General features: G+C 44.2%; 18 protein-coding genes and 2 pseudogenes. 9 read left to right on the forward strand and 11 right to left on the reverse strand.

Annotation, left to right across the window (positions count from 1 at the left end; all coding sequences use genetic code 11):
• Positions 1 to 2: 2 nt before the first annotated feature.
• The 6 genes from cyoD to AB4503_RS13540 all read right to left on the reverse strand — a co-directional run bounded on the left by cyoD (position 3) and on the right by AB4503_RS13540 (position 8888).
• A complete protein-coding gene (cyoD, locus tag AB4503_RS13515; RefSeq protein WP_004736302.1) occupies positions 3 to 314 on the reverse strand; it encodes a cytochrome o ubiquinol oxidase subunit IV in 312 nt (103 codons plus the stop codon).
• Positions 314 to 931, reverse strand: coding sequence for a cytochrome o ubiquinol oxidase subunit III (gene cyoC, locus AB4503_RS13520; RefSeq protein WP_010439790.1), 618 nt, complete (start codon positions 929 to 931; stop codon positions 314 to 316). The genes cyoD and cyoC overlap by 1 nt, the downstream gene beginning before the upstream one ends.
• Positions 921 to 3008 carry a cytochrome o ubiquinol oxidase subunit I gene (cyoB, locus tag AB4503_RS13525; RefSeq protein ID WP_372058578.1) on the reverse strand — a complete coding sequence of 696 codons (2088 nt, stop codon included), beginning with the start codon at positions 3006 to 3008 and terminating at the stop codon, positions 921 to 923. Before cyoB ends, cyoC begins: the two co-directional genes overlap by 11 nt.
• Before the next feature lie 5 nt (positions 3009 to 3013).
• Positions 3014 to 3910, reverse strand: a complete 897-nt coding sequence (gene cyoA / locus AB4503_RS13530; RefSeq protein ID WP_372115059.1) for a ubiquinol oxidase subunit II — start codon at positions 3908 to 3910, stop codon at positions 3014 to 3016.
• Between the two features lie 749 nt (positions 3911 to 4659).
• Entirely contained in the window at positions 4660 to 7758 is a 3099-nt protein-coding gene (locus tag AB4503_RS13535; protein WP_372115062.1) for an efflux RND transporter permease subunit, read from the reverse strand.
• A gap of 8 nt (positions 7759 to 7766) precedes the next feature.
• The gene (locus AB4503_RS13540; protein ID WP_372099794.1) at positions 7767 to 8888 is read right to left on the reverse strand and encodes an efflux RND transporter periplasmic adaptor subunit; all 1122 of its coding nucleotides are present in this window, start codon (positions 8886 to 8888) and stop codon (positions 7767 to 7769) included.
• A 236-nt stretch (positions 8889 to 9124) separates the two neighbouring features.
• Here AB4503_RS13540 and AB4503_RS13545 point away from each other — a divergent pair, with 236 nt between their 5' ends.
• Positions 9125 to 9739 carry a TetR/AcrR family transcriptional regulator gene (locus AB4503_RS13545; protein ID WP_372115065.1) on the forward strand — a complete coding sequence of 205 codons (615 nt, stop codon included), beginning with the start codon at positions 9125 to 9127 and terminating at the stop codon, positions 9737 to 9739.
• Positions 9740 to 9833: 94 nt separating this feature from the next.
• Here the strand turns inward: AB4503_RS13545 and AB4503_RS13550 are convergent, their stop codons facing one another.
• On the reverse strand, positions 9834 to 10352 hold the full coding sequence (locus tag AB4503_RS13550) for a lipocalin family protein (RefSeq protein ID WP_017060193.1): 519 nt from the start codon (positions 10350 to 10352) through the stop codon (positions 9834 to 9836).
• A 320-nt stretch (positions 10353 to 10672) separates the two neighbouring features.
• Between AB4503_RS13550 and AB4503_RS13555 the strand changes: the two genes are divergently transcribed.
• Positions 10673 to 12421, forward strand: coding sequence for an amidohydrolase (locus tag AB4503_RS13555; protein ID WP_372115068.1), 1749 nt, complete (start codon positions 10673 to 10675; stop codon positions 12419 to 12421).
• 99 nt (positions 12422 to 12520) lie between these two features.
• Here the strand turns inward: AB4503_RS13555 and AB4503_RS13560 are convergent, their stop codons facing one another.
• Positions 12521 to 13009: a hypothetical protein gene (locus tag AB4503_RS13560; RefSeq protein WP_372115071.1), complete on the reverse strand. Its 489-nt coding sequence runs from the start codon at positions 13007 to 13009 to the stop codon at positions 12521 to 12523.
• 267 nt (positions 13010 to 13276) lie between these two features.
• Between AB4503_RS13560 and AB4503_RS13565 the strand changes: the two are divergent.
• Positions 13277 to 14540 (forward strand): annotated as a pseudogene (locus AB4503_RS13565) (amidohydrolase family protein).
• Positions 14541 to 14697: 157 nt separating this feature from the next.
• Positions 14698 to 15947, forward strand: a pseudogene (locus AB4503_RS13570) (lipase family alpha/beta hydrolase).
• A gap of 516 nt (positions 15948 to 16463) precedes the next feature.
• Here AB4503_RS13570 and AB4503_RS13575 read toward each other — a convergent pair.
• From AB4503_RS13575 to AB4503_RS13585, 3 genes are all read right to left on the reverse strand, one after another.
• Complete coding sequence (locus AB4503_RS13575) at positions 16464 to 17030, reverse strand: hypothetical protein (RefSeq protein ID WP_005495314.1); 567 nt, start codon at positions 17028 to 17030, stop codon at positions 16464 to 16466.
• 356 nt (positions 17031 to 17386) lie between these two features.
• A complete protein-coding gene (locus tag AB4503_RS13580; RefSeq protein ID WP_372115075.1) occupies positions 17387 to 17602 on the reverse strand; it encodes a hypothetical protein in 216 nt (71 codons plus the stop codon).
• Between the two features lie 73 nt (positions 17603 to 17675).
• Positions 17676 to 18227 carry an outer membrane protein gene (locus AB4503_RS13585; protein ID WP_372115078.1) on the reverse strand — a complete coding sequence of 184 codons (552 nt, stop codon included), beginning with the start codon at positions 18225 to 18227 and terminating at the stop codon, positions 17676 to 17678.
• Positions 18228 to 18773: 546 nt separating this feature from the next.
• On the opposite strand from AB4503_RS13585, the gene AB4503_RS13590 reads away from it, so the two are divergent.
• The 5 genes from AB4503_RS13590 to AB4503_RS13610 all read left to right on the forward strand — a co-directional run bounded on the left by AB4503_RS13590 (position 18774) and on the right by AB4503_RS13610 (position 24689).
• Positions 18774 to 19583 (forward strand): winged helix-turn-helix domain-containing protein, encoded by an 810-nt coding sequence (locus AB4503_RS13590; RefSeq protein ID WP_005495319.1) that lies wholly within the window; start codon positions 18774 to 18776, stop codon positions 19581 to 19583.
• On the forward strand, positions 19580 to 20068 hold the full coding sequence (locus AB4503_RS13595; RefSeq protein ID WP_372115081.1) for a hypothetical protein: 489 nt from the start codon (positions 19580 to 19582) through the stop codon (positions 20066 to 20068). The genes AB4503_RS13590 and AB4503_RS13595 overlap by 4 nt, the downstream gene beginning before the upstream one ends.
• Before the next feature lie 356 nt (positions 20069 to 20424).
• Entirely contained in the window at positions 20425 to 20676 is a 252-nt protein-coding gene (locus tag AB4503_RS13600) for a hypothetical protein (RefSeq protein ID WP_372115084.1), read from the forward strand.
• A 790-nt stretch (positions 20677 to 21466) separates the two neighbouring features.
• The gene (locus tag AB4503_RS13605) at positions 21467 to 24118 is read left to right on the forward strand and encodes a DUF2235 domain-containing protein (RefSeq protein ID WP_372115087.1); all 2652 of its coding nucleotides are present in this window, start codon (positions 21467 to 21469) and stop codon (positions 24116 to 24118) included.
• Entirely contained in the window at positions 24111 to 24689 is a 579-nt protein-coding gene (locus tag AB4503_RS13610; protein ID WP_372115088.1) for a hypothetical protein, read from the forward strand. Before AB4503_RS13605 ends, AB4503_RS13610 begins: the two co-directional genes overlap by 8 nt.
• The last annotated feature ends 90 nt before the right edge of the window (positions 24690 to 24779 follow it).

A 24779-nucleotide genomic window follows, 5' to 3' on the forward strand; every position in this document is an offset into this window, starting at 1 on the left:
GCCTACAACTTCATGTTGACGTTCATGTTGTAGATGATCCATACCGAGCCAGCGATAAGAATCAATACAACAATGGCGGTAAACATCAGTGACACCAAGTTCCAACGCCCATCGGAAGATTTCGCTTCCATATGTAAGAAGTACTTAAAGTGCACAAAAATTTGCACCAACGCGCAGCCGAACAAGATCACGTACGTTTCTGTGCTTGGTAACACATGCGCCCACACGATGTAGAACGGAATAATGGTGAGAATCAGTGACGCAATAAAGCCTTTCACATAATCCGTTGCACCACTGTCTAGATGCTGTTCCATTACATCACCCCCATTAAGTACACGATGGTAAATACACAAATCCAAACGATATCAAGGAAGTGCCAGAACAAGCTCAAGCACTGGAAGCGCATCGACATGTTGTCGTTCAAGCCTTTGGTTGAAAGTTGGTGGTACGCCACCGCCATCCAAATCAGGCCAAACGTTACGTGCAAACCGTGTGTGCCAACCAAGGTAAAGAACGCAGAAAGGAATGCACTTTCTTGAGGGCCATAACCTTCTGCAATCAAATGATGGAACTCATACACTTCCATACAGATAAAGGCTAAGCCCAATACGAAAGTCACTTTGATCCAGCGCTTCAGTCCGGTCACGTCTTTGCGCTTCATCGCAATCATGCCAAAACCGAATGTGATACTACTGAACAGCAGCATCATGGTTTCGACAAACACGAACGGCAGTTCAAAGATGTCTTTACCTGTCGGCCCTGCAATTGATCCACTCTCAAGCACGGCATAAGTCGCGAAAAGCGTGGCAAACAGGACACAGTCACTCATCAAGTAAACCCAGAAGCCAAACAACTTGTTGCCCGCAGCTTCGTGGTGATGATCATGCGAATGTGCAAGATCATAAGTGTGTGACGGAGTATTAGCTTGCATACGTCGTCTCCAAGTCATCTTTATTGTCGTTATTATCACTATCAGCATCACCGTCAGCGCTGTTACCACGACCAGAATGATCGCCTTTCACTGACTGTTTTTTCGCTTCTGCAAGCTGCGCACGTCGAGCCGCTTCAATCGCTTTGATCTCTTCAACTTCCACGTAGTAGTCCACATCGTCGTTGTAGCTGTGTTGAATACACGTCACCACGATGCCCACTAAGCTTGCAGCCGCTAGCCACCAGATGTACCAGATCATTGCGAAGCCAAATGCCAACGCCCATGCAGACACATAAATGCCTGTCGGTGTGTTCTTCGGCATGTGAATACGTTCGTATTCTTCTTCCTGAGTTGGATCAAACTCGCCACTTTGCTTTTGATACCAGAACGAATCGATCTCATCGCCCTTAGGCAGTTTTGCAAAGTTATAGAACGGCGGTGGTGAAGACGTTGCCCATTCAAAGGTACGTCCGCCCCACGGGTCACCGGTTAGATCTCGGTTTTGGTCTCGGTCACGAACACTCACGTAAATCTGAACGAACTGACACACCACACCCATCGCAATCACGCCCGTACCTGCAGCCGCAACCGCCAGTAGTGGGAAGAACTCAGGGTTAATGTCTTGGCTCAAACGACGCGTCATGCCCATAAAACCAAGAGCGTAAAGCGGCAAGAACGCCATCAAGAAACCGATGATCCAGCAGTAGAATGCGCGTTTTCCCCAAAGCTCGTTCAGAGTGAATCCGGTCGCTTTCGGGAACCAGTAACCAATTGCAGCAAAACAGCCGAAGACCACGCCACCGATGATTACGTTGTGGAAGTGCGCAATCAGGAATACCGAGTTATGCAGAATGAAATCCGCACCCGGAACCGCCATCAATACGCCCGTCATACCACCAACGGTGAAGGTGATTAGGAAGCCCACTGTCCACATCATTGGCGTGGTGAAGCGGATACGACCTTTGTACATGGTGAATAACCAGTTGAAGATCTTAACCCCGGTTGGGATAGAGATAATCATGGTCGCGATGCCGAAGAAGGCATTCACATTGGCGCCAGAACCCATGGTGAAGAAGTGATGCAGCCAAACCACAAACGCTAAAATAGTAATAGCCACCGTCGCCCATACCAGCGAGGTATAACCAAACAGTTTTTTGCGAGAGAAGGTTGCAGTCACTTCAGAGAACACACCGAAGATAGGCAAGATTAGGATGTACACCTCAGGGTGTCCCCATGCCCAAATCAGATTCACATACATCATCACGTTGCCACCAAGGTCGTTGGTGAAGAAGTGCGTGCCGATGTATCTATCCAACGTCAGAAGCGCGATGGTTACCGTTAGGATTGGGAAAGAGATGATGATCAGGATGTTGGCACACAGAGATGCCCAAGTGAATACTGGCATCTTCATCATTGGCATAGACGGAGTACGCATGCGCAAAATGGTCGCAAAGAAGTTCACACCCGTTAGCGTAGTACCCACACCGGATATTTGCAGCGCCCATATCCAATAATCGACACCCACCCCCGGGCTTGCCTCAATACCGGAAAGCGGCGGATACGCCAACCAACCCGTGCGGCCAAACTCACCTAAGCCCAGTGACATGTTGGTTAGGATAATACCCACCACAAACAGCCAGAAGCTCAGGTTATTCAGATAAGGAAATGCAACATCACGAGCACCGATTTGCAACGGCACGATGATGTTCATCAAACCGATAACCAAAGGCATCGCTACGAAGAAAATCATGATCACGCCGTGAGCCGTGAAGATCTGGTCGTAGTGATGTGGCGGCAAATAGCCCGTTTCACCGGCTGCAGAAAGCAATTGCTGGCTACGCATCATGACCGCATCAGCAAAGCCACGAACTAACATCACCATCGCTACAGCAATGTACATGAAGCCCAATTTTTTGTGGTCTACAGACGTAAACCATTCATTCCAAAGGTATTGCCACTTACCGGCTTTGGTTACCGCGTACACCACTAAGCTGCCCACTAAAGCGATCATGGTTAACGTGACCAAAATAATGGGTTCGTGGTAGGGAATTGAGTCTAGAGTTAATCTTCCAAACATGACGATTATCCTTGGGTTTCCGGCAAACAGTTCATTGAACCAGGGTGCTGGGTCACGACATCAGTGAAAAAAAATGGTGGGATACTTGAAAACAGCGTCACAGGCTCAGCCACACTTGGCGCGGCCAATGAACGGAACTGCTCCCAATCTTCGATGCGATCAGGGCTTGCTTTCACTTTCTCCACCCAGTTTAAAAACGCCACTTGATCAGGCATGGCCGATGCGGTGAATTTCATCTGAGAGAACCCTTTCCCACTGTAGTTCGATGCAAAGCCTTTGAAGTCACCTTCGTGGTTTGCAATTAAATTCAACTTGGTCACCATTCCCGGCATCGCGTAGATCTGCGAACCAAGACGCGGGATAAAGAACGCGTTCATGATATTGTCTGAAGTTAGCTTAAACGTCACCGGTACATCTTTCGGGAACGCAACATAGTTAACCGTCGCAATGTTTTGCTCCGGATAGATGAACAGCCACTTCCAGTCCAGAGAGACCACTTCGATCACCATAGGTTGCACATCACTTTCCAGAGGCTTTGATGGCTCTAATTCGTGTGTTGTTCGCCAAGTGATGGTGGCTAGAATCGCGATGATGATGATTGGAATCGTCCATACCACCACTTCAATCTTGGTTGAGTGTGCCCAGTCAGGTGCATACTCTTCCGTGGTATTGCTCTCGCGGTATCGGTAAGCAAAGTAGATGGTCATCAGAATCACTGGGATGACGACAATCAACATCAGCAACAGAGCCGTGATAATCAGCTCTTTTTCCTGAACGCCAACGCTACCTTTTGGGTCGAGCAATGCGGAGTTACATCCTTCGAGCATCAGAACGGTTCCCAGCAAACCAATCTTCGACAAATTTGTCCTCGATAAAATGCGTTTATATCTTGAAGCTTCCATTAACTTTCTCGATGGTTATCCAGCCTCAGAACGAACGTCTGAGTACTGGTTGTCATGATCATTAGAATATTTATGTGTTGAGCATGTGAAACGCCGCATCTCAAAAAGCAATGCAATAAGGTTCGTTACTGCTGGGTTAAAACCACACAGAAAACATGACTTAATTGTTACACTTTGAAATACATTGTTACATTCGGCGCATTATGAAGAGTTGAAATTGAAAGCTCACCAAACAAACTTGGAAACTAACCTTCCATTTATGAAGACGAAAACTAAGAAGCAGTAAGCGATTAAGACACACATCAATAGCGTGCTACACAGATGGAGCCAGTACTGACAAGGGATTTAGAAAAAGTAGATAAACACTCGCTCACCACCAAAGCTCGGGGCAAGTTCAAGGTACATTAGAAAGAGCGAATAAATAGAAGTGTGACGCCCGTCAAAATTGTGAATTCACATACCATTTACAAGGTATTCACTGGTTAGATTATTCAAAACACCCACTCATTCACCAACAAGATAATCAAGCATTCATCTATGCACTAATGTGACGAATTGAAAGAATATAATGACTAACAGAAAGGATAATTTGACTAATTGAGGGCGTAATAGCGGTGAAAAGCACAACAAAAAGGTAGGAATTGGGATGAATTTATCGAGAATAACCACACCATAATCGAGCCAGATACGGCTCGATTATGGGCAATTAAAGAGTAGCCAAATTGAAGAGACGTTAAATTGAAAAACAGTTATGCCGCTTGAGTAGTCATGGATTTTCGCTGATTTCGAGTCATCAAATGATAAACCACAGGTACAAAGTAGAACGAGATAAGCGTGGTTAATACCGTTCCGCCAACAATCGCGACCGCAAACGGAGGCCAGAAACCACCGCCAGCAATGATCAATGGCATAAAGCCGCCAACAGTCGTTATCGTGGTTGAGCTGATATGGCGAGTACACGACATCACAGCTTCAACGACTGCATCTACATTCCCGGAGGAAGCCTCTTTATCGAGTTTCAATTCTGTCAAAATCACAATGGCCGCGTTAATCGCTAAGCCCGCAATCCCAAGCATCGCGATAATCACCGTAAAGCCGAACGGATAACCGAAGATCCATACCGACAACAACCCTAGCCCACCCGCCAATCCTGCTACCATGAAGATGATGCTACTCATTCGGAACGAGTTGAACGACATCACCACCACCAACACCATCAATACCACCACGACTGCGACATTCGAGATCAGGCTGTTGACTGAATTGTCTCGTTCAGCGGATTCACCACCAAAACCAATCGTGTAGCCTGATGGCATCTGATAGCTTGCTAAGCGTTTCTGGAATTCATTAAGGACGGTTTGAGGTAAAACACCCGCTTCAATGTAACCTTCAATGGTGTTCACTCGTTGCCCGTTACGACGAGTAATCGCGCCGCGGCTAGTAGTTAATTCAAGTTCAGCCAGAGTCGAAACATTAATTCCCGTTGAGTACACCTCAGAGCTAATTGGCAAACGAATATTGCTTAAATGCGCTAGGTTTTCACGCGCTTCATCCGCGACACGAACACGGATTGGTACCGACTCACTGCCTTCAATCACAGAGCCACTTTCACGACCTGTCAGCGTAGTTTGCAGCATACCTGCGAACTGGTTCAATGAAATACCGTTCAGCTTTGCGGTGTCTTCATCGACCTTCAACCACACCTTAGGTGTACCCGGTTGCAGCGTTTCCCTTGTGTGCGTCACATGAGGAACACCCGCCAAAATCAATCGCACATCCTCACCAATCGCTTTCAACGTATCGAGGTTTTCACCATACACTCGCAGTTCAACGGGCGCGGTAAATGGAGGCCCTTGGTTAAGCTTACGTACCAAGATTTGTGCTTCCGGAACCTCTTCATCCAACACCTTTTGCAACTGTGGAATTAGCGCATTGGCTTGGTCAAAGTTCTCTGTTTTCACCATGGCTTGCGAGAAGTATGGCGCATTATTTTGCCTTGCTTGCAGGTTGTAATAGAAGGATGGGAAGTTTGCACCCACGAGCCAATCGATACGCTCCACTTCAGGGTAACGATGAATGATATCGTCGATTTTTTCAGAGGTGTTTTTAGTGGCATAAATGCTCGCTTGCGGCGGCATGTACACCTGGATCTCAAACATGTCTCGGTCTGATGGCGGGAAGAATTGCTCAGTCAGCTGAGACATACTCCAGTAACCGGTAAACGGAACCAACAACACCAAAGCAATCGTGATGATTGGATGCGTGACACCAAAGCGGACAGAAGATGAGAACCAGCGCGTCAAAGCCGGGATTCTCAAACCCGTCATGTACCAATGGTGCTGCCCTTTCTTATCGACATCACTGAGTTGTTTCGGCAATAGCTTGGTCGCTAAGCCTGCGATTAAGGTGTGCGAGATGATGTAAGAGCCGATCAATGAGAAAGAAACGGTAATCGCAATACCACCGACAAATTCACCCGATGCACCCGGCATCAAGATAATCGGGGCAAACGCCAACACGGTAGTTAAGGTTGAGCCTAATAACGGCACCCATAAATGCTTCAATGCATTCATGGTCGCTTCAGAGCGCTGTTGCCCTTTCAAGCGATAAGCTTGAATGGTATCGACCATCACCACCGCGTTATCCACCATGATCCCGAGCGCCACAATTAGGCCTGTCACCGACATTTGGTTAATCGGCACACCGGTCATTTTCATGATCGACAAGGTCAATAATGAGGTTAACGGCAGAGAAATGGCGACTAAGATCGCGGCACGCACGCCTAAAGTGACAAACAGAACAATCAAGATCAGACCGAAACCGATCATCAAGCTTTTGCCTAAATCGTCTAAGCGAGTTTCGGTATAACCTTGCTGATTAAAGAGCACGGTCACCTTAACGTTACTTGGTAACTCTTGCTCAAATTTACCAATCAGAGCATTAGCTCGCGACGTCCAGTTATCAACTCGCAGATCAGGGTGCATTCTTGCCGCGACAATCACACCCGGCTCACCATCAACAATAGCAATCTGGTCTTGTGGGGTTTTCTCACCACGTTTCACCGAAGCAATGTCTTCCATACGGATGATGTGACCTTTGCTATCAGTGGCTATTGGCACTTGCTTAATGCGTTCTATGGAATCCAGTTCAGATTTAATTTCTAAGCCAAAGCGAGAATAAGTACTGACCAGTTCACCCGCCGAGTTCTTGGCGTCTGCCCCTTCGAGCGATTCAGCGATATTGGCGCTTGAACGCCCTAGAGCAGCGGCATCGGCCGTACGTAAACTGATTTGAATCTCTTCTTGCGGCATCCCGTATTCATCAACGAATTCAGTACCCGACAAAGTTCTTAGTCGCTTGGCGAGCTCTTTGGCATAACGGCCCAGCGTTAACCTATCAGGCTCGCCTGCACCAGACCAAGTTAGAGATGCGATGGTCGTGAAAGCATAGGTATGGTCGCTATCGAGATCAGGCGATTGAGCACCCGCAGGCAAAATGGATTCGATATCAGATAACTTGTCGCGAGCTTGGGACCAGACGGGTTCTGGCTCGGTGATGGTGTCATTCAATTCTAGCGTGACAATCGATACGCTCGGCCTAGAGGTTGAACTCACCAATTTAACTTCACTCAGCTCACGCAGCTTGTTCTCGATTACCTCAGTAACCAAGGTTTCAACACGCTCGGCACTGGCGCCGGGGAAGCTGGTTGTGATGTTCGCGTAACGGTTGATGATTACTGGGTCTTCTGCACGTGGCAACGTCATGAACGCCGAAATACCACTCACCATCAGCAGCGCGGTCATCAAGATAAGCAGTCGAGTGTTGGAAATAGTCTCTATTATTTTCATACTATTACCTACTCAGCCGCACTGACTGGTTTCACGATTTGGCCCGGAACTAAGCGATGTAAACCACTGGCGATGACCTGTTCACCGTCTTCAATCGCCCCACTCACATACGCTTGTTGATTGTTGGCAAACAACACCTGAACACTTCTACGTTCAACCTTATTGTCTTCACCAATCACAAAGATGTTCCACACACCGCGCAATCCATCAATCAAACCCGTTAATGGCACCCAGTAACCTGAGTCATCAATCTGCTCATCAAATTTAAGGTAGGCAAGTTGCCCTTCCAATACCGATGATTGTTCAGGGAATAGGTAACGCAAACCAACACTGCGAGATTGGGTGTCGACCATTGCGCCGGGATTCAATAGCTCCACGGCATAATCTGTTCTCCCAACTCGGATGTTAGGCGAAGAAAGTGAGGTGACTTTTTGCATTTGGTGAGCAGGAATACCGATGAAGGCCTCTTTGCCCTCAGAAGCGAGCAGTGTAAGAGTTGGATTACCCACATTCACCACATCTCCGAGCGAAACAAAGCGCGTCGCGATGGTTCCAGAATAAGGCGCAAGCACTGTCGACTTCACCAATTTCAGTTCATTGCCTTTTACCGATGCATCGATGCGCAACAAGTTCGCCTGCAATACGCGTTGCTCACTGGTGAGAGAATCAATCTCCGCTTCGGCACTGAAGCCTTTCGCTTTCAATGAACGTTGACGTTTAAGGTTCGCTGCCACCAAACTCAATTGAGCTTTGACTTCTTCAGCCTGCGCTTTCAGTTGGCTAGACTCGGTTTCCAAAAGTTGAGTATCCAATCGGATCAATGGCTGACCCGTTGTGACTGTGTCACCGACATCCACCAGAATCTCATTGACCTTACCCGCCAATTCAAAACCCAAATTCGCCTGCTGCCCGGCCTTTACCACACCGACATATTCACGCTGTACCGCATACGATGGAGAGCGTTCCAAAGCGACAGTTTCTACTGTTAAGACTGTCGACGCTGCACTATTCGATTCCACTGCAGCATTATCTGCATCGGATGCTGTCTCGGCTTGTGTATTTTCACCACACCCGACAAGAAGAGTCGACAACGCCACTGCTACTGCGCTTCCCTTCATCAATTTATACATACTTCCTGTTCCTATGCGGTACTCAATTATGTTCTTTTTTTAGACTAACCAAACCAAACTAGACTGTCTAGTTTGATTATGTTAAAAATAAGTTTCATGGTTAGTGTTTGATAAAACCATCACAAAAAGCATAATGCTTAGCGCCAAATGAGACACCTATAGCGGAGTATCAATAGGCACTAAGCAAAGAGACAAGCTAGGTAACGACCCAACACCAAGTAACGAGAAGCAAGCACGTGACTAAAATCATCAAGAGTGAACAGAAGAGATCGCAGATCTTAACCGCAGCCAGCCAACTTTTCTCTGAACATGGCTTCAAGATCAATATGGATCAGATAGCTAAAGCAGCGAACGTTTCTAAGCAAACGGTCTACTCTCACTTTAAAAACAAAGACGAACTTTTCAAAACCTGCATGCAAACCAAGTGTGCGGAGCGAGAACTCAGTCCTTCTGCCTTTGATATGGATGCAGAGGTGGGTGATGAGTTGGTGAAATTTGGTGTGAAATTTCAGGATTTGTTACTTGATGAGCAGTCCAGACAGACCTTTCAAAATGCTGTGAGCCAATCCAACACGCACCCAGAGATCGCCTCTATCTATTTAGAAACTGGGCCTCAGAAAACCACCAAATTACTTGCTGATTATTTGCAGTCGAAAATAGACTCTGGTGATCTCACACTGTCGACATCAAGCTCGCCAGTCATTGCAGCACGCCAACTGTTGCTGATGTTTCACGGCAAATCGGCGTATTGGGGATTCTTCGGACACGACAGCGGAGAATCTGAAGAAGAAAGACTTCACTACACTCGCGAATGTGTCGCGCTATTCTTGAACGGCAACCAGCCTCGTTAATTGTAGCTCTATCTTTGAATAAAAAAGGCACAGAGAAATTCATCCTCTGTGCCTTATCAATCATCAGTCACTCTCAGCAATAACAGCGATCGGTTTATTGGGTATGTTCCACAACGATCAGCTCATCGGTATTGAAGCCACGCTCTTTCGACATGGCTTTAAACTTCTCCATCACTTCTGGTGCGACTTCAGGCGTTCTTGCGAGTAGCCATAAGTAATCAGTGTCGGGCCCAGAAACAAACGCGTATTGGTAGCCCTCTTTGTCTAATTCAAACACGACATAAGCGCCGTAGAAAGGGCCAAAGAAAGACACTTTCAAATAGCCTTGTTCAGAGCCCTCAACGAAGTACGCTTTTCCTTCCGCTTCGTTCCACTCACCTTCTTCCGCCGAATAACCACGGTTAATCACCTTCACGCCGCCATCATCACGAAGGCTGTATTCAGCGCTGATGTTGTCTAAGCCACGCTCAAACGAGTGATCCAAACGAGCCACTTCGTACCATTTCCCTAGGTATCGTTCCAACTCAAACTGTTGAACAGGCTTTACCGTTTCGGGCATGCCAACACAACCACCCAATAAGATCACGCTAAGCAGCAATAATATTTTTTTCATCCTAACCTCGACTTGTTTTTATTAGTAATGCGAGTAAGTCTCTTGAAAACATAAACTTACATCCTTGGTAATACGTTAAATCCATTTTTATAGCTCACTTAACTGTAATTTATTCAGAACCTTATGTGAATTGTTTAGTCTGCGAATGGATTCGCAATCCTTTATTGACGAGCTGTATTCCCACAACCACCTCAAAAGGCACTGGAATTACATTCAAACAAGAGAGCAACCAAGGACACTTTATTATTAAAAATTCACGATATGATTCTCGCCACTCGCTTTCTATACTTACTAAACCGTGGAACATGGAAGACATAATAATGAATAACAAGCTCACTCTGCCACATACTGCATGGATAGCATTACTCACAAGCTTATCGGCCGTAGCGCCGGTGCTTGCACAAGCCAACACTATTGTTCAAACACAAACACCAGTTCAAGCGCAAACATCTGTTCATAACCAAAGTGCTGACCAGATCTTTATCAATGCTGATATATACGGGCATCGTGAGTCGGACTCGATCGTTACCCACAAAGGCAAGATCATCTTCATTGGTAACCAATCACAGGCGCAAACTTTTCAAGGGCAAAGCACTGATGTCATTGATTTAGACAATGCCTTTGTCCTTCCGGGATTTATTGATAACCATAACCATGTGTTTGAAGCCGCCTCAGAGCTGGGTGGCAATTGTGAACTCGACTCTGAAGCAACGTTAGAAGAGCAAATCCCCTACTTAGAAGCGTGTAAGATCAATGCTGATACCGATGGCAGAGGTTGGCTTATGGGCTATGGTTTTTCTTTGGAAGCGACGCTCGATAGCGACTCTGACTACACGCCACTAGAGATCATCGACAGTGTCTTCCCTAATCGCCCCGTGGTGCTTATGGAGCAGACTTCACACTCGATGTGGGTCAACTCAAAAGCACTAAAAATCGCTCGAATCAGCCAACAATCTCCAGACCCACAAGGCGGTGTTTATTTAAAAGACCAAGACAGCAGCAAGCTCAATGGCATCTTGCTAGACAATGCTGGCGATCAAGTGATGGAGATGGCTTGGAATAGCCAAAGTGAACTGTTTGAGCAAAGCTACCAAGGCTTAATGTTCGGGCTTGAGGAAGCGGCAACCCACGGCATCACCACCATTGGCGACGGTCGCATGTATTGGAAACGAGGTTGGTATGACGTTTGGCTAGAGGCCGAGCAAAATCAAGACTTAACGGCGCGAGTATCGCTACGCCCTTGGGTGTACCCATCGATGGTGATGTCTTCTCAATTAGAAGTCTTTGAGAAAATGCATTCCGACGATAAAAGCCATCTGTTACTTGTCGATCAGGTGAAAATGTACAGTGATGGCATCTTTATCAATGGCACCGCCAAAACACTCGCGCCCTACTTAGATACTTATCTACCCCAGTCTCCTAATGGCTTGAACTATATTCCGCCAGAACAAATGAAAGAATGGTTAACTGCGCTCGAGAAAATCGGCTTTAGCGCCCACATTCATGCGATTGGTGATGGAGCGGTTCGTGAATCTCTTGATGCGATAGAAAGTATTCGCAAACAAGGTTCAACCAAACCCTACACCCTAACCCATGTCGAATTAATCAATGATGAAGATGTGCCACGCTTTCGCCAGTTAGATGTAACTGCAGATTTCCAAGTTGGCTCTGATTACGTTGCAAGGCATCAACACCAATGGGCTGAAGCTTTCCTAGGTGCTCGCCGTGCTAAAGCCATGATGAACCTCGATGCAATACTCAAGACCGACGCGAATATCACCTTAAGCAGTGACTGGAACGTACACGACATCAACCCTTTAGTCGGCATCGCGAACAGCTTAATCATGGGCCAAACCGGCCTAACCGATATCTACACAGCCATCGACGCTTACACGCTCAATGCCGCCAAAAGTCTTGGAATTGAAGATGTAACAGGTTCTATTGAGGTAGGCAAATCCGCTGACTTCGCCATTCTCGACCGCGACATCACCACAGTATCAGCAAGACAAATCGCTAAGACTCAAGTGTTGATGACGGTGTTACGCGGGGATGTGGTTTACGAAAAATAAAGCCAATTCGCGTATCGAATTGGTTATCGCAACTCAAACGAAAACGAGCCAGCTTATTCAACTGGCTCGTCTGTTATTCACATCTGTATTTTAGTTCTGTTACGCGTTGGTCTCTTTAAGCGCTTTCACATGTGAATCTTGTTTGTCATCCAGAGCAAAGTAGATCTTCGATACAATCACTTCAGCAGCCAGAATCGTAAATACCACAGCGAAGAAAGCAACCACGCCGCCCCAAGGTCCTGTAAAACTCACCTTATCTCCGAACAAGAGGTTAATTGCTTCTAGCATCACAAACTTAGAACCCACCAAGATAATGTAAGTGGTGATTGCTCGGTACACCTTAGGTGCAGTGCCCGGCTTGCTTTTGAAGTGTTCAGCAATCTTGTGCTCTAAACCAATAGAGAGCTTCAATAATAGCTGCAACAACAACGCCGCAATCAAAGATATAGTGAAAGACTCAATGTTGACGAAGTCCCAGTACTCATCGAAGAAGTTAAGCACTACTAAGTCCACCAGCACGGCTAACGTGTAACCTACGAATAGACGTTGTGGTGTGTTGAACCCGTAAACTTTGTCTGATTTAGTCATTCTGTCTCTCTCTAATCTAATTTGATAAGTCGCCTTGATTTGAAATACATCTTAGCGTTCGAATCGAAGCAAAACTTACCATTTCATGACATCGCCAACATTCATTCCTCAAATTAATGATTCGACAAAAATCCCCTTTGCCTCTCTTATAGCAATAGCAAAAACACGCCCAATTCATCACTGTCACCAAATGGCCATTCTTCAAATGCTGCGCCCCATAAGATGACTCCATCAGCGACACACACTCATTTCCAAAAGGTGCAGATTATGAAAAAACTAATCACTAACGCGAACGTATTTAACGGTGTTGATAACAACTTAATCGAGAACGTATCAATCCTCATCGAAGATAACTTGATCACTCAGATTGGAGAGATTGACCCAACGATTGCCGATGAAACGATTGATGCTCAAGGTGGCACGGTCATGTCAGGCCTGATTGATGCGCACGTTCATATCACTTTATCTGCACCATTCAATGTGATTGATACCATGACGCGTGAAGAAGTGGCGATTCGCTCAGCAAAGATTTCTGAAGAGATGTTAATGCGTGGCTTTACCACCATTCGTGATGTAGCAGGTAACACGCTTGGCCTTAAAAACCAGTATCGACAACGGCTATGCCACTGGCCCACGTATTCTGCCTTCAATGGCAGCTATCTCACAAACCTGTGGTCACTCCGATTACCGTCAAAACCAAGCACAAGAGCGTTTAGCAAACGGCCATGAAGACTCACCTATGAGGAAGCTTGGCGCAATGAAAGTGGCAGATGGTCGTTCAGAAGTCTTAAAAGCGGTTCGCGAACAGCTATTTATGGGCGCATCCCAAATCAAGATCATGGCGGGTGGTGGCGCATCTTCAACGTTTGATCCGCTAGACACATTGCAGTTCACATCTGAAGAGATGAAAGCTGCGGTTGATGCCGCTTCAGATTACGGCACTTATGTCGCTGCGCACATCCACACCTCTGATGCGATGCGCCGAGCAGCTGAAGCGGGCGTGATGTCTTTCGAACACGCGACCATCATGGACGACGACATTGCCGAGATCATTAAAGAGAAAGGCATTTGGGTGATTCCTTCTTACTTTACCTCTTCATTGATTGCAGAGCGTAAGATCCCACTACCAAACGAAGAGACATACCGCAAAACAGAACGCGTAGGTAAAGCCATGTTCAAGTCGGCAGAACTGATTAAGAAATACGATATCCAAAACATCGCCTTTGGTACCGACTGTGTGGGTGAAACCAACGTTCATGCGACACAATTGAATGAACTTGGTGCGATTGAGCAAGTATTCGATACCATCACCGCGCTTCGCATGGCGACATAAAACTGTGGTCGCTTGTTCGAAATGTCGACCTACCAACACCCATACCAAGAAGGCAAGTTAGGTCAGATCGTTGAAGGCGTGTATGCCGACTTATTGATCATCGATGGCAACCCACTGGAAAGTGTTGCTTGTGTGGCAAACACAGAGACACAAAAACTGATCATGAAAGACGGCAAGGTATATAAAAACACGCTTTAGTGTTCAATATACTCACTAAGTAATGAAACCTCTCAGGCAAGCAAGCGAACTTTATAGTCGTTTGCTTGCCTTTTTATTAAGCGCTGTTTTATTGCTACTATTAAACTCAGGTTATTGATTTATGGATAAATCGGGGTGGGATAAGGATGAAATTAGAATGAAGCTATTACTTACTGCACGCTTAATCAGCACAGTGCTATTACTCAGTTCACTGCTGTCAGGGTGCGGTAACTTTAGAAATCTATCTAATGAGATACAAGCCATCGACTCCATAACCAATCAATACATGGTTACCTTGAATCAACATGCCTCCGGTTCTGCCGTGGTGATTGAACAAATCAAAGACATTAACAAAGGCGAGGTTGATGGCTACGATGGCATCATAGACAGTGACAGTATTCACTTACATGTATCGAATAACATCCACTACCTACTTATCTTTGAAGATAAGAATCAAGACCTTACCCTACAAGCCGATGAAGCTTTCAGTGTAATCAACCTACGTGATCACCAAGACAGATCAACAATAGAAGTCTCACTAACGGTTAATGAGAGTGAAGCCCCAAGAGCGTTTGTTGATCGTTCACTATCTTCACTGTTAAAAATCGAATTGGATTTGATCGACATAGGCACAGTCGTGAGCTTGGAAGCTCCACCTTTTGACAGAAAAAATGGCAAACTCGGCATGTAGCAGCCGCTGACCTTTTTGCTCGAAGATAACGCTGGGCTCTACTTTCTGTCAGAGTTCGACCCAAACAAAATCCCGATCTTGTTTGTGCATGGCATCAACGCCACTGCGTTAGATTTTGCCCCACTGATTGAAAAAGTCGACCAATCTAAATATCAGATCTGGGTCTTTAACTATCCTTCAGGCTTGTCTCGGCTTTGAACTCCAAAGGCCTGAATAACCTCATGCACACGGTGTTAACGGAATACAAAATCCAACAATTACATGTTGTGGCACATAGTATGGGCGGGCTTGTCGCCACCAACAGTCTTCGCCAGTGCCGTATTGGGCAGCTATGCGATTTTGTAAGCAGCGTAGCCACCATATCTTCGCCGTTTGGTGGTGTCGAGTCTGCTAAACAAGGGGTCGAGTACTCTCCCGTAGTAATGCCGGCATGGGTTGATTTAAATCCAGACGGGAAATTTATCGCTGACTTATTAATTGACAGCAGTAAGATTCACATTCCCCACTTTTTAGCCTTTGGTTATAACTCGGGCGACCTATTTAATACCAACAGCAACGATGGTGTGATCAATTTATCAAGCCAATTGTCGCGCCCAGCCCAACTCCACGCGTCACAAATCCTCGGCTACAACGAAACCCATTTGAGCATCTTAGATAACGATGACCTTTTTGAAGACCTGTCCGAGTTTTGGTTAAGAGCTGAAGAAGCACATTGATTTATGATTCGGTGCACTAGGCGGCGTAGGTAAATCAGATATTAAAATTGGAACGCTTAGGCATTCCAATCTTTTGGGTGAAGCGTAATGTTTTTCTGAATTGAGAGCATTGATATCCTGTGCGTTCGGGCTGATTTCGAACACCCACCCCCTCTAACTCCCCCTCCAATTAAGTTTATCCCCCCTCTAGATTGACGACCGAGGGGGAGAACCTTCTTTAGCGCTGAATGTGTAACTGCACATGTAACGATCTGTATTCAGTTCCTCCCCTTTCTACGAACCACAATGGATTGTAGATACTGATTAAGGGGAGGCTAGGAGGGGATTTTTAGTAGGACTAACACGGATTTGCCCCAAAATGGGTTGATAATGAGTAAACAATATTTACCAGATGCTTTACAACTCATTAGAATTACTTAGTCATGGTGTTATCTACTTCGGATTGTAGAGAGAGTGTGGGTAGGGATATAAATAAGTTTTAGGGAGGTTAATCGTAACCTCCCGTGCAAAAATTACCTAACAGTCGTTATCCGAGCAAGTAAAGTCATCTTTAGACACGCTGATTTTCCCACTAAGTTGATTTGTACCATTAAAGTCATAATCTAACGTTTCTGCTGAAGAGCCAAAATTGCCATCATCATTAATATTGTGAGCGTCGAAGTCCACTTTAATCGAAGGATAATTACTAATATCTATTTTAAGGTAGTGATCTAAGTCACCCTCACTTGAATATGAAATACGCAACTTTTCTAAAAATGGCGAATATTCAAAATACTTACCTGAATCATTTGAGGTTAACATTATGACACTGTTGCTAGTCGTGATTTCTAAGCCTGCTTCATTACCATCAAAGTCATCGAGTGCATCAGGATCATAGCTTTGACTACATGTGTCTGTACTTGCTGTAATGTTACATTTAGCTAAAATATCTTTAACCAGTAAACTGGTTGCCTCTAAAATGTCCTCTGCGGCATTTCTAGCTTCGAAACTAGATAATTCTGTGGAAAGAGCTTTCTCTACATCATCTGAACCGCAACCTACCAATACACCTGAAACTGCCGCTGCGAGAATTAATTTTTTCATATTATTTATACCTTTGTCAATTAGTTAGACTTAAGAAAATAACCTATTAAAATAAGATTAATATGCCGGATTTAAGTCAATGTTTACCAAGTCTTAATAACCTTTAGAAGAATAACTTGATAGTGTCAAACTATTTGAAAATTAAATAATAAATGCTTGTGATATTTTCCTGATAAAAATACCTCTTCCAGTCTAGAGTAATGATTTAATCGCGACTAAACTGGGCGTTAACTTAACTAATTTTCATAATGGTTCATGAGTACGTTTTTAGCTTTTTTTTCCGGTTGATCTTGTTATTATCAATCCTGTTCATGTCGTAAAAGAGATACCTACTCTGAGGGCTGCAAGATTATCGATTAATTACAGGTTAGGTCTCTTTTCTTTACTTCGACTTTGTTTGCTTCCATATAGTAAATATTGGTGTCTTCCTTAAAGTGTTCACACAGTTCCTCATTCGAGAACTTAGCGGCACGCTCCGTGCTAGCATTAGCGGCTTTTTCTTTTAGCGCGGAGCACCCTGTAAGACTAACAAATAAGATTGAAAGCATAATTGTAAACAGGCTTTTGTTCATTATTAATTTCCTATTGGAGTTTAGTTAACAGTATTCTTAAATGACACACAGTAGAACGACATTTAGTATGGTGTTAGAAGTTGTAGCCAAGTCCAAATGACAAGCTACCTGATGTTGCATCGAATGAGTCTGCATCATCAAAGTCAATGGTGCTCTTGCCAACCAAAAAGCCAGCGTTGACAGATAAACGTTCGTCGATAGCATAATCAGCACGCATACCTGCTACGAAACCGTCGAGCTCATAACTGTCGTAATCCAACTTCCCGTTTCCGAGTTGGTAACCGATCACAGGGGTGACTTTGAACGTGTCTTGGAAGAACTTAAAATCATAACCTATAGTAGCTTTGAACGTACGAAGGTCACCGTCACCAGTATCATCCCATTGATCAGATTCGACATCACCTTGCATTGAGATGAAAGTCTCTACGCCGATTACGAAGTTTGTGTCACCTAGGCTTGCATCACCATGAACTACAACGCCAGATGTAGAAACACTAACATATCCAGCATTAGGCTGATCATAAGAGAAGCCTTCTCCAGCCAGTCCGATGCTAAGTTCACCTGCGTAAGCTCCACCAAGGCTCATTGCGCTGAGAGCAGCACCAATCACTAAATGTTTTTTCATTATCATTACCTTTAATAACTCATAATTATTTTTAGCAGGTTCTCCCCAGCCACAATCAAAAATCATTTTTAAACAAGCTGATTGATCACCTTCAATGGAGTGAATGCTAAATAGGTATCTCGATAATGTATCTTTATTAAAATTAATAATATTAAAACCAAATAAAAACAGATAGTTAAGTTAAGTCGTTTTTATTGATAAATGGAGTACGTTGTTGTTGAAATCTTGCGACAAAAACACTACTGGAGCCTGTACAATGCGATTGTGGTTCACACACACTTTTGATTGATGAAGATGTGGTGCCTCAGTGGAAGCAAGCCAAACGTGGTAGAACACAACATTTAAATAATCTTGCTATTACGGCAGCCCTCATGGTCAAGCGTATCTTCTCTTGACTCTTGATGGCGTTGCAAAGCTGGAACGACTCGATGTTATCGATTGATCTAATTTAGTTAGTGCTTAATGATAGGCTATGGTATAGGTCTGTAGAGGCTATTCGAGTTTCAGCTAAATCACTATATCAAATGGAAGAAAGAAGAGAGAGAAATGGAAGTTAACGATATCAAAGTCAGTTGTGGTGAAGAAGGAGGAAGCTACTTTATTACCGTTGATGAGACCCGGTATAAGTGTTCTTATGCTGAGTCGGTCATATTAAGCCATTTTTTGAACAATAAAGGCAAGTTCTTCTCTAGAGATGAGTTGGCGTCAATTGGATGGCCGGGGAAGCTGGTCTCAAAAAACTCAGTTCCGGTTTCTATCGCTAATCTAAGAAAAATATTTAAGAACCATACCAAAATCGACGTTATATCCAATGAGAAAAACAAAGGCTATGTTGTTCAAGTTGATAAAATTAAATTTATTGACATTAACACTAATCAAGAAAAGTCTACTGACACGATCACGAAAGATAGTTCACCAGAGTTACTGGATGCTTTCAGTGAGTCCAAGATTAATAGAACCAAATTGTTTGTATCTAAAATTGCATTATACCCACTTCTTTTTGTAAACATTGCTCTTCTTCTAATCGTACTCTTCTTCAATCATACCAGATTAGAACCTCCCAAGGTAAATGTAATAAATAACGATGATTATATTGCGGTTTTTACTGGTGATAGCCAAGTATTGGCTCAGCTGGAAAGTGTGAAGAGTAGTCAAGAATCAATGCTTCTTAGATTTCAAGATATAGAAGAAGACCTCAAGTTAGCGAAACATGAAAATAAGAATATTTTGTTTATCAACTCGTCAGGAGATCGGGTAGTAATAGATTGTTTGGTAAATGATCAATTGGTTTCTTTCTCAGGTGACGATATTGAGAAGATTGTTAGCGAGTTGAATGAGAAGGGGTGTAAATTATGAATTATTTAAAATGGCTAAACGTGATTTTTTTTATAGCTACTATCACCTATACCTTATTCCCTTTAGACAAAAAAGCTTCGCCTATTGACGGTTACTTCAAAAGAAGTGAGGTGATTATCACTAAAGGAGAAGATCGAATTGAACTGAATACCAATGCTGATTTTCTTGCGAAAGAAATGAAATACACTTCTATTATTACCATAACGGATGTCGATAAAGAAAATCAATACAGTACGTTTTCTATCGATGGTGAAATGTACTTGAAAAATGGACTTATCGTATCAAAAACAAATCAAGTTGAAGATACCGACCATATTAATAAAAAAGTTGTCTTCACAGCATCCACGTCTCCTATTGTCAGCCAGATTCAAAAGTCATTTTTGGGTATTGATGTCTACAAACCGCGTCGGTATCAATATATACTAATCGATAACTTCTTCTGCTATTACGATATAGAGAAGCTCATTGTGCGTTGTATGGAGTAGAGTATTATTTATGCGGCCTAAAGTAATTGATAGGAGCCAGCGTTCCTGTCATTCCTTGATTTAGCTCATTTCGTACTGTACTGATCCGTAGAGGTATATTCGATGATATTTAAACAAAACCCGTCAGCGTTAAAGTTGCACCATCTATACTAAAGCTAAGCGACTTTTCATGCCTTTAATTATCAATCCCTTGCTAATTTAGCAAATGCTCGGCACATTTTTGTCCAAAGGTGTGCCGACGGGGCATGAAACACGAAAATGCCCTATTGCGTGTTTCGAACAAGGTTCTACATTACGGCTAGTAGCCCATTTTGCTATAAACTATCTAATGTCATTTTTTAATCGAGAAACGACTTATGAGCAAGAAAAGGTTGTCAGAAAAAGAACTACTTGATGGTATCACACTCGATACTGCCCATGCAGATGAGCTTGCAACGGTATCATGGGATGAACTAGGGCTAGAATTCTCAGAAAGCGAATATAAAGCCGTTATGAAGAGAATTGAATCCCTGTTTGATGTGGCTGAACCAGGCACACCCGAAGGTGACGAACTTGAAAAGTTGGTGACTTGGGTTGAAGCGTATGAAGAAGAGCACTTCCCATTTTGAGTTAGCTAGCCCACAACTGAGCAACATTTAGCCCAAAACGTTTCAGAAAACATAATTTCAGCAACAGAGCTAGCTAATGTGCAAAGCATGTACATTACTTATTAATCAACTGTAGAGGTGTTTCCTCGGTCGTTGAACTATTGCAATTTTTTCTCGAGTAGAGAAACAACTCATACCTGCACTTTTTCGAGTTAGACGCTCATTTCGCAGTGTGCGAATCGCAACCTGCGAAATGAACTTATCTTTCCCCTAAATCTTACGTGTCAAATCTAAAGGGAGCTAGCTTAGCTAAAGCACAGACACGACCATAACCACAAAAAGTAGCTCTATTATGCGCTACCTGCGGTCAATAGTGTCAGATATTGAGCCCCTTCAGTTCGGAATGCTTTTTCTAAAAAAATGGTAATTTTTGCAACCAAAATTAATCATTATAAAACATACAGTTAACCTACTTTTTGATGTCGGATTTCACGGTGAAATTGACAGGTAGACCAGAAGGTTTGAAAGCTTTATTAAGCGGCTTTCCGACAGCAAACGTTATTCTCACTTTGCTATTTTACGTGATAACTCTAGGAAGGTTTTGCCCCATTCCTTCTTTCTGCAAATAACCAATCACCCAATTAGCACATTATTTAACGGATTTCCTCTAACAGGTTTATTAGTTGATACTGACTATCTGGTAATTCAGTCATAATGACAGGGAAGAACGGCACACACTCACCATATTATTCAGTAAGATACGATTATTTATTCGCCAGTAATTAGTCGGACTTGTATAGGAATAAGAGCCATGAGTATATCGGATATAAAAGTAGTAGAGTTTCATCAAAAGCAAGGTGGTCAGTCTATCGCTGCCGATGAGCTAACAAGCTACTTGATTGACAGCGGTTCAATATCTAAATTTCATGATGCGCTACCTGATGAGTTGCAACGAATACTTGCTCCTTTTGTGGAAAAAAGCCCGAATGCTTACCTCAACGCATTAAAATCTCAATTAAAATCAGAAAGGTGGGTGGCAGTCAACGCGGCATCCTCCGTGCCTGCCTCTTCTTATAAAAGTGCGTACTACCCACCGGTACAACAAGAGCCTAAACTCGTAAGCACCCAAACCACCGTCAGTAATACAGAAGAAGACCAAAGACAGGATCTTGAATACACTTTTGAGCTCTCGTGCTCTCAGTCGTCTTTTAGTTCACATGTTGGATGGGATGTGGCGTTAGCTAAAACGAGTACGTCACCGATGCATTCTCGTTGGAGTGAACAAGAAAACGAGCACAGCACGCAATTGGTGGCCAACATAAAAGAGGATGCGCCAAGGACGCTTGCATTCTCATCGAGAGGCTCTTCAGTACCCCTATCAATCCCTGACGTCTTAGCCAAGCCTAAAGGGACGAACGCACTCAGTGAAGCCTTCCTCGCAGTGATGCCTACTGTACAATTTGGTGAACGACTAGGGCTTGCCACTCAAGGGTATTATTACCACTTTAATGAAGGCAAGCTCGTTCAAGAGTACAAAATCATCAGTAATGGTAATTGTCGGTTCTGCCTGACCTATTCGGATGAACTCACTCTTAGCGATGAGCTTCGTCCTACCGCTTGGCAAAGTGCGATACCGATTCAATGGCGTATCGATAATCAGGTATTGGACAACCAGCACTTACTCTATCTACCTCGTAAGTTGACACAAGATGAATTTTCTACGGTGAACCCAGCGTGGCTCAATGAGCAAGGACTTGCGTTGAATATTTCAGAACTTGTGGATACAGGACAAGGTAAGGAAACCCCGAACGAACGATATCATGCCCCACTGGATTGCCATTACCCACATCCTGGCCGTTTACTGCATGGGACAGAGATTGTCGCCATCAATAGCCCCAGTCTCGTTTCCAAAGGTATTCCGGTCGTCAATCTTCGCCCTGAAAAACTCTTTCGTATCGGCGTGTTTTTTGATGGGACGGGGGCTAACGATAAGAATGACGCTTACAAAGAGCAACGTGGCAATAAGTCTCGCAGTAATGTGGCGCGTTTGTTTGCGGCTTATCCGCAAATTCAAGGGGAATCAACAGCAATCTATGTATCTGGTGTGGGCACCGTCGACATTGAAGATGACAGTCAGCGCCCCTCCACCATCGATGCAGAAGAAGATGAAACAGGACCAGAGCAGGCGTTTGGGGTGAGTGCACAACAGGCGTTTGATGGAAACCTTGCTGATGCTATCGCGGGTATTAGTGGCAAAGTCTTGCTTAACTATGTCGATGGTGAGAATGGTGCGTTTTACAAATGGCAGAGTTTGCTTAGTCAGTTGCAGCGCACTATCGATGAATTGGAGCAATCCGACTATTATAATGACATCACCCATATCGTTTTTGATGTTATCGGTTTTAGCCGAGGTGCGGCATTATCTCGTCACTTTGTCAATGCACTGTACCAAGGATTACCGGATTACCATCGACCAGTTGCGGGCAAGCAGGCGGATGTTAAGGTTTACCCTCATCTATTGGGTAATGAAACCAACAAAAAGTTTTCAGAGGAAGGTGGTTATGAGCGCGATGATACGAAAGGCGTCAGTGTAAGGTTCTTAGGGTTATTTGATACCGTAGGGTCGTTTTACTTAGCGGGCAATAACGATGAAGGTAATTTTCATTTGGGCCTAGAGCCGACCATGGCCAACACGGTCTTGCAGTTGGTTGCTGAACATGAGTATCGGAAAAACTTCCCATTAACGTCACTGAGTCGTGATAATTGGTTACCCGATAATTTTCACCAAGAACACTTCCCTGGATGCCATACCGATGTGGGTGGAGGTTACCCTTCGATTGAGCAATATGAGAAAAAGGGACTCCCTGACTATGTGGGCTTTCCGGTGAGGAGTACCTATAACCGTAACGAAATAAAATCAGAAACCCTTGATATCGTGCACGCTAATTTTGCATATCCAGGAGGAAGTCTAGATAAGGCTGCGATGATAGAGCGCACTCGCCAAGTAAAAGACGCCGAATGGAAAAAGGTATGCCGACAAAGGTTTGGCCATTACGGAGAGGTAAAAGAGAAAGATAGCACGCTCTATTTTTATCACTTTAAACCAGTGAGTAATGCGATAGCAGGGCTAGCCCTCGAGCGCATGAAGCAACAAGCTCAAAACGCAGGAGTAAAATGGATCGATCGTGCGTATGTTGAAAATCTAACTCCTGACTACGTGAACGATGAGCTCTGCCAATCTTTGTGGGCAAAATTATCAACCAAGCCATTGGGGGAGTTAACCAGTGAAGACTGGAAGACAACGCTTCAACCAACGCTTATTTTTGACAACTATATCCACCGATCCCATGATACGGTGATAAACCTCCCATATAAGACGGTCAAGGAAACGCTTGTAAACAGCATTACAACCGATAAACAAACAGAGAAAATACCAGAGCGGAGAATTTGGGACAATGCCTAAGTACGTAATAGCGACAATCCTCATTACAATGGTCGCCTTGAGTGGCTGTCAAGAAGAGCAGCCGTTAATAAAAGCGACCATTGGTAACGCAGGAAGCCTTAGTGATTTCTATATTATGAGTGACGTATCTATTCAAACTACAGGAGGCGGTTGGACCGGCTTTAGTTACGGGGCAGTCAATGGTTATCCTGGAAAGAGTGCCGACATCGGAAAAATGGGCGTCCCCGCACATATCAAAGGGGTGTGGAGTAAAGGCTGGAGTTATGATGATGAACTGGTCTACTACCGTATTGATGCGCCGATTGACGCTGAATTAGCTGAGAAGAAAATACGTACTTTGCAGAATTATTATAAAGACTACCAGCCTACTCGAGCTTCAATGCAGGTCATCGTTGATGAAGAGCGTATCCAAGTTATGTTTACTGTTGGCTGTTATTCTTACCGGATGGATTGTTCACCAAGTGAAGATGCGGATCCAAATGGATGGGTAGTGATGAACCCATCGAGTACAACTGAAGTGGTTGTTTTGTTTGATGGTAAAGGTGAATCTTCGCCTGTACAGTTTGAATGATGATTCTAATACTTAACGGCTACGCACTGGCGAGATAGTGCTCTAAGTTTAGTGGTTTGAGATACTTGTAATTATTAATGGTTTTTTAAT

This window comes from Vibrio sp. 10N.222.55.B11, from assembly GCF_041473705.1.
GTDB classification, from domain to species: domain Bacteria; phylum Pseudomonadota; class Gammaproteobacteria; order Enterobacterales; family Vibrionaceae; genus Vibrio; species Vibrio crassostreae_C.